This window comes from uncultured Methanobrevibacter sp. (genome assembly GCF_902771435.1).
Lineage (GTDB): Archaea > Methanobacteriota > Methanobacteria > Methanobacteriales > Methanobacteriaceae > Methanocatella.
This window is the reverse complement of sequence record NZ_CACXXB010000057.1, coordinates 1-10,373: the sequence shown is the minus strand read 5'-3', so window position 1 is coordinate 10,373 and position 10,373 is coordinate 1. Positions and strand designations below refer to the sequence as shown.

Sequence of the window (10,373 nt, the reverse complement as noted above, 5' to 3'; positions counted from 1 at the left end):
GCATCCTACGGAATGGCCGTTTCACCGCTTCTTTTAATGTCCTCAATTAAATATCATCGTCTACCATTAAAAGCCGTGTCGTTTCTGCTCCAGAGTCATACCTCTCAGTATACGTTTTTCAACGCCGTAGTTCTGTGTGATGGGCGGAGTTTCCTTAGTTTAAATAATAAACCAGCAGCTGTCTTTAACTTGCCATAAAATATTAATTAAAAGTAGCAGGGCCTAGATTTGAACTAGGGATCTCGGGGTTATGAGCCCCGCGGGATCACCAGACTACCCCACCCTGCTATACAAACAAAAATAGTATAAAGGTACATTATTACTGTTAGTTTAAATACTATATAAACCTTTCTATAAATCAAGAAAAAATCAAAGAAAATAAATTATTTATTTTCTAATGATTCAATTCTTTTATCCAAATCATCCAGTCTATCTTCAGTGACTTTTTGGAATTCTTCAGATGATTCTTTAAATTCCTTGAAACTTTTATCCAAATCATCCACACTTGCAGTAGTTTCTGAAAATTTGGACTCGAGTTCCTCCAAATCATTTGTTGTAGCCAAAGACCAATCTTTAATTAGCTGATCACTTTTTGCATCAAAGAAAGCATCGATTTTGTTGGAAAACGCTTCATTATTAAGTGAAGACATGTCAATGTCACTTAATTTCACTTTGATTCTTTTACTCATTGATCCGGAATCATCTTTTTCGCCTTCAACTTCATCTTTAGCTAAATCATACCCAACATCCTGATTAGAGCCACCTAAAATTTCATTCATATGAGCGTCAGCGCTGGTTGGTACATAGCTGCGCAACTTATTCACAGTAGCTGGACTATTCAATAAATAATAGTAAACTAAAACAACAATTGCAACAACTAAAATTATGACTGCAACTGCTTCCATAGCATCCATATTACCACCTATTTATTCATTTTTTTGAGTTTATTCTCTTTTTCTTCGATTTCCTTAAGCATTTTTTCTAATTTTCTTTGTTCAGTTTCAGCTTCGAGTCTGGCTAATCTTTCATTGATTTCAGAGTGCAAGTAACCCACATTGCTTCTAACTTCAGTTGTGGATTGTCTAATAGCTGAAAGGCTGTCTTGTTGCTCTTGTGGCAATGGAATTGGATTGTCCATTAATCTTTTAGATTCAATGTCTTTTTCTACCATTGACATCTTTTTAAGTTCAATTTCCTTTTCAAGCATTAAAATTGAATTTTTAGATTGTGCAACTCTTCTCCATTGGAAAACGATAATAATCAATACAATTGCAACAATAACCAAAATGATTAGATAAAACATCTGGTCAGGTATTGTTGGAACATCCATTTGATAACCTCCAATATATTCAATAAATATAAAATATTATATAAACTTTATCTAATAAATAATTAATTATTTAGTAAAGAAGGTAAAAATTTATGATAGAATCTTATATTAAATCCGGAAAAATAGTTTCTGAGATTCGCAGTGAAGCTTCAAAAATGATTACCGATGGAGCATTGGTGATTGATTTAGTAAATTATGTAGAAAGTGAGATTATAAAGGCAGGAGCCGAAATTGCATTCCCTTGTAATGTGTCCATTAATGAAATTGCCGCACATTATACATCCCCTGCAGGAGATGATACCAAATTTAAAGCGGGAGATATGGTAAAATTGGATTTGGGTGCGATGATTGACGGCTGTATTGCAGATTCAGCAATCACAGTAGTTGCAGGCGGAAACATTGACGAAAATTACACTCAGGATGAAATTAACCTGCATGAAGAAATAATTGAGGCATCAGCTGCAGGTCTTGAAGCGGCAATCGCAACTGCAAGAGCCGGAATCGAAGTGTCAAAAATAGGTGCCGCCGTTCATGAAGCAATATCCGAGTATAAACTTAATCCAATTTTTAATCTAACAGGTCACAGTCTTGAACAATACAATTTGCATGCCGGAATTTCAATTCCAAATTATGACAACAATGACAGCTATGTTTTAGAAGAAGGTCAGGCAATAGCAATCGAACCCTTTGCAACAAACGGTGAAGGTATCGTAAATGATGCTCCAGGCCATTATATCTTTTCATATATGGCAAACAAACCATTCAGAATGAAAAGCACTCAAAGAGTTCTGAAATATATCCAACATCATCACAAATATGTACCATTTTCAGGTAGATGGATTACAGATGAATTTGGAGAGAGAAAAGGTGCAATTGCACTAAAACAACTGTCAGATGCAATGGCAATATATCCATATGCTCCTCTTCGTGAAAAAAAGGACTGCTTTGTAAGTCAAAAAGAGCATACTGTAATTATTGAAAAGGAAGGCTGTACAGTTACAACCATTTAGAAGAGACCCATTCTCTTCAAAAACACCACGCTATTATTTTTTTGAAAAAACGTCACAAAAATAGTTAAAATATAAATTTAAAAAAAAGAAAAAAAGAAAGAAGATTTAGTATATAGCAGGGATTTTAACTCCCATTTTAGCTCTTCTTTCACGTTCTGCAGTGTTTTTGTCTTTTTTACCTTTAGCTAATTTTTCAAGTAAAGGAAGACCTGGTTTTACATCATCCATTGGTTTGGTTTCAATTAAACCAGCAGCAACAGCACCTTTGAATATGGAATCACCATCGTCAGTTCTGGTTAAAACAGTGGACCATCCGTCAGGAGATCCTACAGAACCGGTTGATACGTCAGCCCATTCACATACGTAATCTTGACAGATGTTACAACCTGCTTGTTCGTATCCGTGGGTTTCTTTAATAGCTAAACCACTGTCTTCACCGTCTTTAGTTAACCAGAATTTACCTTTACCGATGTCCATTTTGGTAGCATCTTGTAAACTATCAAATCCTAATTTAGCGGTAGCAAAGGTGTCAAGAGAAGCCATAGGGAAGTTTTCCATACAGTAGATACCGATGATTAATTTGATTTTGTCAGCGACAAATCTAGCGAATGGATAAGCTTGTGCTTTTCTTAAACCTTGGGTTTGACATGGAGTTGCTACAACACCAACTTTTTCTAATCCATATTGACGGGTAGCTGCTTTTAATGCAGATAATGTTGGGGACATTGAGTATTTAGTTCCTGCAGCTGCAATAACTTCATCAGCGGAAGTTACTACAGTAGGAATTGGTCTCCAATCGTCGTCAGGAGTTCCAGCTACAACAGCACCTTCAATGATTCCTTCATCGAGTGCGTAACAGAGTAATGCTGAAACAATTCCTCCGTCTTGTGATACATCTAAGATTTTTTTCTCAGTAGATCTTGCAGATAATGCTTCTTTATAAGTACCTAATGGCATATCCAATCCTCCTATAATCCTGTTTCCTTTTTAATTCTGCTTTCAGGTAACCAAGATCTTGGACACATCATGTAGCAAGAACCACATTTAATACATCTATCTCTGTCACAGCTAGGTCTACCTTCAGAAAAGCCCATTGCTCTTGTAGGACAAGCAAGAGCACAAGTTCCACATCCAGTACATAATCCTTGGCGGATAATGTTGGTTAATACGTCACAACCACATCCTTTATCACATGCAGCCCAGTCCATTGCTGGTTTTAAGTAATCTAAATCTCCTTCACATAAAGCAACAACAGCTTTAGCAATCATTTCAGGAGCTACAGGACAACCAGGAAGTGCTAAATCTACTTTAACTAATGCATTAATTGGTAAGAAAGATTCGTGTTTAGGTTGTGCTTGTTGACCACCACGAGCGAAGGTAGTGAAACAACCGGTAATAGCACAGGAACCAAATGCAGCAATTAATCCAGATTTTTCTCTTGCTTCTAAGAGTTCGTGAACACTGTGTTCGTCTTGTAAACAAACAGATCCTTCAATTAAACATAAGTCCATTTCTGGCATTTCCCATAAATCAACTAAAGTTTGTCCGTATACAATGTCAACCATGTCAGTTAAAACAGTAGATAAAATGTCATAGTTTTCGGTTAAAGACATTGCATCACCAGTACAACCACTTAAGTGTATGTAACCAATACGTGGTTTTGCTGAAGCAGCTTTAGGTTCTTCTGCAGGTGCTTTGGTTTCTACAGGAGCAGCTTCAACTTTTTCTTCTACTTTTGGTGCTTTTGGTTCAGATGAACCGCCAAAAGCTTTTTTCAATTTATCAAACATTATTTTACCCCGATTTCTTTTAAAATAATATCTATAGCTTTAGGAACAGCCTTTTCTACAGGTTCTGTTAAACCCATATCTACATCCGGTGTTGGAATCTCAGCCGGTTTGCATCCAACAATAACAACTTCACATTTTTGGGAGATTTCTTGAAGTGGGTTTTCAACTGTCATCCCGTGAGGGTTATCGTATTTTCCTTTTTGCATTACATTCGGGTCAAATACATCTACGGTTCCAGGTTCCGCATCAAACTCAACAACATCAATTACAATAAGTTTTTTCCAATCATACTCAGTGTATAAAGGGAAGAAATTTGTTGGAGCAGCAGTTCCACCATCAATGAATTGAACACCGTCAGGTAATGTTACATCCTCAAATTTTTCTGTAATTTCTTCTAAAATATCTTTATTAAATTCATCTTCCACATATGAAGTAACAGCTGGATCATAATAGTCATTAGTGTCATTGAAATATTTTTGTAATATGTTTATAAGAACTGGACCGAATCCATCATCTTTAAATAATATATTTCCGCATCCATTAGATTCTCACCATTTCATTTTTAAGAATGGATTTGTCTTCATCGTCAACTACCATTACGTGAGTAGCACATGATAAACATGGGTCGTATGCTCTGATTACGTGTGGACCTAACTCGTGATGGAATCCTTCAGTTGCAGGACCCATAGTTGGAATGTTCCAAGTAGTTGGTACAATTGCAGAGTAGAATTGAGTTTTTCCATCTTTAACTTGTGCCATGTGTACATCAGTTCCTCTAGGACCTTCAATAACACCAAATCCAAGTTCTCCAGTTCCTCTTTTATCGTAACTTACATTTGCAGGAGCAGATGTGTCAATTGCATCTAATGCTTCTAAACATGCATCATAGTTTTTGAGCATTTCGTCAGCACGAGCAACGTGTTGTGCGACTACACCTTTGTCTTTGAATCCTTGGAATTTTTCCATTCTTGCTCTAGGACCGGTTTCTACGTTGGTACCTTCCCATAAAGGAATTACTGAACATGCTTCTTTTCCAATTTCTGGATCATCATACCATGCTTCAGGTAAAACTTCTGAGAATTTGTCCATGTCAAATTCGTTGGTACCGTAAGTAGCATCCATTGCCATTAATGGTTGGTTAACTACACCTAAGTCTTTTGGTAAGCCTGCTTCAAGAACGAGATTTTTGATAAATTCAACATGAGCTTCAAGTTTTGGTTTAAGTGCGGTCATTCTTTCAATTAATCTTTCTTTGGTAAATGGAGTGATGTTTCTTGCCATACCTCCAACCCTAATATCAGCAGGGTGGATACCTTCTCCAGCACACATGTCTACAACATATTGTACAGTTTTTCTGATTTCACTTACACTGTCAACTGCTTTTACGAAATCATCGCCTTTAGCAATATCAGGTGCAACTAAAAATTGGTGAATTGCTGCACTGTTAATACCATGTGCTGCTGCAGTAGCTTTTCTTAACAATTTTGCTGCTGTAGGAATTTCAATTCCTAATGCCATGTCCATTGCTTCTGCGGAAGCTAATGTGTGTGGAATTGGACATACTCCACAAATTCTTTGACATAAAACAGGTGCTGTTTCAGGAGCTTTGTTAAGAACCATCTTTTCTAAACCCCTAACAGGAGTTATACTAAAATACATACCTTTTGTAACTATACCTTCGTCATCAACTTCCATGACCAATTCGGCATGGCCTTCCTGACGAGAGGTTGGTTTAATAACTACTCTATCTTTCAAATATGTCACCTCAATTATTAGCAATTAGAAACTAACATTATTAGTTATGTTTATTATTATTTATAAGTATGTCCCAAAATTTCAATCGAAATATATATAACATATAAAAAACTAAATTCTAATATTATCTATTGATATTAATATAAAGGAGGGAAAAAATTGGATAAAGCAAACATAATAATTTCAATAATTGTCGTGTTATGTGTTGCAGCGGCCGTTGCTGCATATGGAATAACAAATAGTGATAATCCAATATTCTCTGATTTATCAAGTATGTCTTCCAAAGACACTGGTAATGGACTTGGAAACAACACCACTAATGTGAAAAACAGCAGTTCCACTGCAATTACCCATGGCGGAAGCAGCTCCAGTTCAGGTTCCGGTTCTGGTTCCGGAGGATCTTCAGATGGAGGCCCAGGTTCCGGCGGTTCAGATTACTATAATGGATACTCTGATTCTGGATCAAGTGATTCCAGTTCAAGTGATTCTGGATCAAGTTCAAGTACATATTTATCTTATTCAGATGCTCAAAGTATTGCAAACAGTGCAATACAGGAACCGGGTTGTTATGCTGGTGAAGGAGAGTACTCAGGAGGATTATGGTACTTTATAATCTACGATGCAAATGGTAACAATGTAGGTACTATAAGTGTAAATGATGCAACTGGACAAACTGGAGAAGATTAATTTTTAATTAATCTTTTTTTATTTTTTTATAAAAAATAGTTAAATATATATAATACAAAAAATATATTTATTATTGTTGTATATGAAGGGGCCCGTAGCCTAGCTGGATAGGGCGTCGGACTTCTAATCCGAAGGTCCCGGGTTCAAATCCCGGCGGGTCCGCTCCTATTACAATCTTTCTTTTTTTAAAATAAGATTATTTTTGCGGAATTTAATATTTACGGGCTTGTAGCCTAGTCTGGAAGGGCGTAAGACTCCTAATCTTAAGATCGAGGGTTCAAATCCCTCCAAGTCCGCTTTTAAAAATTATCCAAAGTGATGATTTTTTCTTTTTTAGGCTTTTCTAATTCTTTATCAAATGAAATTTCACCATATTTGCCCCCTCCACCGGGAATGACATCAATTGTTTTATTTCTAAAGGCTTCAATGGCCGGAGCAATATTTGAATCTGTTTTTTCAATGTCAGAAATTGGAACATTAATCAGCACATCAATTTCTGTGGCAAAATTATCTATTAACTTCTGCCATTTGCCCTGAACGGTTTTGGTTGTGACCCCCTTATCATAAACCGTTGATATCAATTCTGCAAGAGGCATCAGATGAACATATTTGGGCCTAAAATCCGGATGTTTTGGCTCTTCGAAATCGGCAATTTCTGATATCCTGAAATCAACACCCTTTTTAATTGTTCCACCACAGCTGCACTTCATCCTGTTTTCCTTTGCAATCATAGGATCGACCAATTTGAAACATTTGGTACATGCAGTCATATGGTATTTGCCCAAGTTCGGAATCAGCCCGTAATTCGCCTTAATATCCTTATTTTTTATTGCACGTCTAATTGAAGAGAACGAAATATCTTCAAGCTCAATCTGATTAAACTCCCTGCCCAATCTGTGTGGCCATGGAGAGTGGGCATCTGAATTTGTCAGAAATGGAAAATCCTTAAGTTCACTGACAGTATCTGCCATGAAGGTATCTGCTGATAATCCCAGTTCTACAAAATCCGGCTTTTTTTCATAACAGTCATAAATGCTGTCAAAGGATTTATACATACCCGTCCATGGAGTGAATGCATGTGCCGGACCAATCAAACAGTCATAATCACGAACCAACTCTAAAAGCTCCACACCGTTTAATTGGGTCTTAGGCCTCCCGTCATTGTTTTTATTTTTGGAAGGCAATTTCTGTGACAGTTCCCTGGCAATATCAATATCAGGAATAATGATTAAATGATGAATTTTGTTTTTGCCCTCTACTTCGGTTGTCAAAACAAAATCCATGCCATCAAAAGTATAAATTCCATCACCTGAATAATCAGTACTTTCTTCAATAATGTCCAACCATCCGGGATGAAAGGCATCTCCAGTTCCCAAAAGCTGCAAGCCTTTTAATTTGGATTTGGGAGCCATATTTTTTATTAGCATGTCTTTTGATGATGCCATGGAAAAGCAACTGTGAACATGAAAATCAGCATTTACTAACATGTTTAATAGTTTGTCGGATTATTTATATTAAATTTTATCCAAAATCTTTTTAATATCTAAATAAGGATATTTATCTTTTTTAGGCATTAAATCTACAGTCAAATCGTCTGAATTGGTGTTTTTATGAGAATTTTCTAAATTCTTTAAAAAATTGTTGGTTTTATCAATTAAGGATATTATCTGATTTTGATTTGTCGGATAAGCAAGTTTCAACACGGGAATATCTAAATCATTGATGATTTTAACTTCAAGGCTATGGGCATTATTGCAGGCATTTCCCCCAAACAGGATTATGTCATTTAACGCATTATACATCCTATCGTAATTTTTGGGTCGCCTTCCGATTACAATGGCCGCATCTGCCTTTTCAACAACCTGAGAAAATAAATATAATCTTCCCCTAACCCCTGATGGAAGCTCACTTGAACAATATTTATTAATTAAAGTGTCAAAATTAAAATTGCCCTCACAAATATCCATATTATCCTCTTTTGAGAAATTTGAGGGAGATAAATAATTGTGTCCATTCTTTTCAATTAATGGAATAACAATCATTGAAGCATCAGGCACTACTATAACATTCATACATATAAAAAAAAGTAAAAAAATATATTGAAATTATCCAATATATCTTAAATCATCGGCATTTCCAGCATTTGCCTTATTAATTAAATCTTGTTCCATTTGTTGAGCTTTAGCAATCATTTGTCTTGTTTCTTCAGCTCTTTCTTCTAATTCATCAACATTAATTTCAAAATTAAGTAAAATGGACAATTTATTTAATATCGCTTCAGCCGCTTCAGCATCAATAAAATAACCTGGAGTTTCACCCATAAGGCAAGATCCTTGAATTTGCTGACGGGTAGCCAAACCTAAAAACAGCCCGGACGCACCTACGATACCTCCGTCATTAGCTCTGATTTCAATTTCAGCTTCTTTTAACAATTCGATATTTTCTTCGCAAGTTGCTGCACCAAAAACTCTAGGACTTTCGGTAGGCTGGCCTGTAACCATTCCACCTAAAGTATAGATTCTGTCAATGCCATAACCTTTAACGAACTCTAAAATATCTTTACAAACTAAATATTGACCTTCTGGGGATAAAGCTTGAGTATTACCGACCAATAGAATTAAATCCAAATTATCTTCACCGACATCTCTTAAGTAATATAATTCATTACGCATATTTTCAATTATTCCCTCATCCTTGACGATTACTTGAGGAGGAAATGTTGGAGAATAAATTTCGGCGAATTTGATAGCTCCCAACTCATCAATCATGTGATCAGCAGCCAATTTACCTACATGTCCTAGACCAGGTAATGCTTCGATAAAAATAGGATTGTTTAATTCGATGTCTTCTAAAACAGTTATTTCTGTAGTTTCCATACCCTATTGCTCCTTCATTGATTCTTTTTTTAAAATTCGTCTATATTTGCCATATTTATCCTCAACTGAAAATTTGGGAGGATAAATTACTTTAAGTTTGCCGCCGCATTTTGGGCAGGCATCCTTTAAAGTATAAATTCCACATTCAGGACATTTATTCATTTTCATATTCATAATAATCTAATTATTATCTAATTCTCTTAAAAATGAACCATTTCCATCAGATTCTTCTACAACTGCAATACATCTATCAGCTGCTGCTTTCAATGCTTTTTCTGCTAATAAATAATCAGTAGATTTTACAGTAATTCTGTATCTTGGTGCACCAACACACTGGACCTTAATTTCCTCTTCCTCATCACCATTATCTTCAGCAGCCTTTAAAGCGGCGATAATGATTTCAACACCGTTTGGCACAAATGTTTCAATATCAACATATCCGCTGATGTGAACTTCAGGAGGAGTGATATTCTTTTTAGCTACTTCAGTTATAGCATCAGCCCAATCTTGAGGGATACCCTCTTCGGTAAGTGATTCTGCACCTTCATCAGAAGCTGTTTCAAAAGCTCCATAAACATCACCAAAGATGTCCATGAGTTCATAACCCACTTCATCGTAAGCAGCATCCAAATCTTTATCCAATGATTTAGCAGCCAATTCTAAGAATTTTTCAGCTTTTTGCTCGATTTTCCAATGTTGGATTTTTTTAGTTCTTTGGTCTTCACGGATTCTTTTCAAGGAAGCATCGACATGCCCTTTTTTAGGATTAACTCTGAGAACACGACAAACGATTTTTTGGTTTTCCCTTACATGGTCTCTGATATTCTTAACCCAACCGGAAGATACTTCAGAAATATGAATAAAAGCTTCTTTGCCCTGATATTCTTCCAATTTAGCAAAAGCCCCATAATTAAGAACTTTATAA

Annotated in this window: 13 protein-coding genes, 3 tRNA genes and 1 other RNA gene; 4 read left to right on the top strand and 13 right to left on the bottom strand. The window is 35.9% G+C overall.

From position 1 onward, the window contains the following. The 4 genes from rnpB to QZU83_RS09900 all read right to left on the bottom strand — a co-directional run. An RNA gene (rnpB, locus tag QZU83_RS09915) (RNase P RNA component) lies at positions 1–194 on the bottom strand; the annotation flags it as partial. Between the two features lie 19 nt (positions 195–213). Then, positions 214–288 (bottom strand) — tRNA-Met (locus tag QZU83_RS09910). A 95-nt stretch (positions 289–383) separates the two neighbouring features. Further along, a complete protein-coding gene (locus QZU83_RS09905; RefSeq protein ID WP_295611833.1) occupies positions 384–914 on the bottom strand; it encodes a hypothetical protein in 531 nt (176 codons plus the stop codon). Positions 915–922: 8 nt separating this feature from the next. Next, positions 923–1,330, bottom strand: coding sequence for a hypothetical protein (locus QZU83_RS09900; RefSeq protein ID WP_295611832.1), 408 nt, complete (start codon positions 1,328–1,330; stop codon positions 923–925). 92 nt (positions 1,331–1,422) lie between these two features. Between QZU83_RS09900 and map the strand changes: the two genes are divergently transcribed. Continuing rightward, entirely contained in the window at positions 1,423–2,340 is a 918-nt protein-coding gene (gene map, locus QZU83_RS09895) for a type II methionyl aminopeptidase (RefSeq protein WP_295611831.1), read from the top strand. 105 nt (positions 2,341–2,445) lie between these two features. On the opposite strand, the gene frhB is transcribed toward map, so the two are convergent. Genes frhB through frhA form a run of 4 tightly spaced genes read right to left on the bottom strand, consistent with a single transcriptional unit; the run spans position 2,446 to position 5,885 of the window. Beyond that, the gene (gene frhB, locus QZU83_RS09890; RefSeq protein WP_295611830.1) at positions 2,446–3,297 is read right to left on the bottom strand and encodes a coenzyme F420 hydrogenase subunit beta; all 852 of its coding nucleotides are present in this window, start codon (positions 3,295–3,297) and stop codon (positions 2,446–2,448) included. 11 nt (positions 3,298–3,308) lie between these two features. Continuing rightward, positions 3,309–4,130, bottom strand: a complete 822-nt coding sequence (frhG, locus tag QZU83_RS09885) for a coenzyme F420 hydrogenase subunit gamma (RefSeq protein ID WP_295611829.1) — start codon at positions 4,128–4,130, stop codon at positions 3,309–3,311. Then, positions 4,130–4,657, bottom strand: coding sequence for a coenzyme F420-reducing hydrogenase, FrhD protein (gene frhD / locus QZU83_RS09880; protein ID WP_394350266.1), 528 nt, complete (start codon positions 4,655–4,657; stop codon positions 4,130–4,132). Before frhD ends, frhG begins: the two co-directional genes overlap by 1 nt. Positions 4,658–4,670: 13 nt before the next feature. After that, positions 4,671–5,885, bottom strand: a complete 1,215-nt coding sequence (frhA, locus tag QZU83_RS09875; protein WP_295611827.1) for a coenzyme F420 hydrogenase subunit alpha — start codon at positions 5,883–5,885, stop codon at positions 4,671–4,673. 159 nt (positions 5,886–6,044) lie between these two features. Here frhA and QZU83_RS09870 point away from each other — a divergent pair, with 159 nt between their 5' ends. The 3 genes from QZU83_RS09870 (at position 6,045) to QZU83_RS09860 (ending at position 6,868) form a co-directional block, all read left to right on the top strand. Continuing rightward, a complete protein-coding gene (locus QZU83_RS09870; RefSeq protein WP_295611826.1) occupies positions 6,045–6,572 on the top strand; it encodes an endoglucanase in 528 nt (175 codons plus the stop codon). Positions 6,573–6,660: 88 nt separating this feature from the next. Next, positions 6,661–6,734 (top strand) — tRNA-Arg (locus QZU83_RS09865). A 60-nt stretch (positions 6,735–6,794) separates the two neighbouring features. After that, positions 6,795–6,868, top strand: a tRNA-Arg gene (locus QZU83_RS09860). Between the two features lie 3 nt (positions 6,869–6,871). Here the strand turns inward: QZU83_RS09860 and QZU83_RS09855 are convergent. The 5 genes from QZU83_RS09855 to QZU83_RS09835 form a co-directional block, all read right to left on the bottom strand. Next, entirely contained in the window at positions 6,872–8,059 is a 1,188-nt protein-coding gene (locus tag QZU83_RS09855; RefSeq protein WP_295611825.1) for a TIGR00375 family protein, read from the bottom strand. Between the two features lie 27 nt (positions 8,060–8,086). Further along, on the bottom strand, positions 8,087–8,644 hold the full coding sequence (locus QZU83_RS09850) for a DUF2112 family protein (protein WP_295611824.1): 558 nt from the start codon (positions 8,642–8,644) through the stop codon (positions 8,087–8,089). 33 nt (positions 8,645–8,677) lie between these two features. Continuing rightward, entirely contained in the window at positions 8,678–9,448 is a 771-nt protein-coding gene (locus QZU83_RS09845; protein ID WP_295611823.1) for a proteasome assembly chaperone family protein, read from the bottom strand. A gap of 3 nt (positions 9,449–9,451) precedes the next feature. Beyond that, a complete protein-coding gene (locus QZU83_RS09840) occupies positions 9,452–9,622 on the bottom strand; it encodes an RNA-protein complex protein Nop10 (RefSeq protein WP_295611822.1) in 171 nt (56 codons plus the stop codon). Positions 9,623–9,628: 6 nt separating this feature from the next. Next, positions 9,629–10,373: translation initiation factor IF-2 subunit alpha (locus tag QZU83_RS09835; protein ID WP_295611821.1), on the bottom strand; the 745-nt coding region annotated here is incomplete at its 5' end.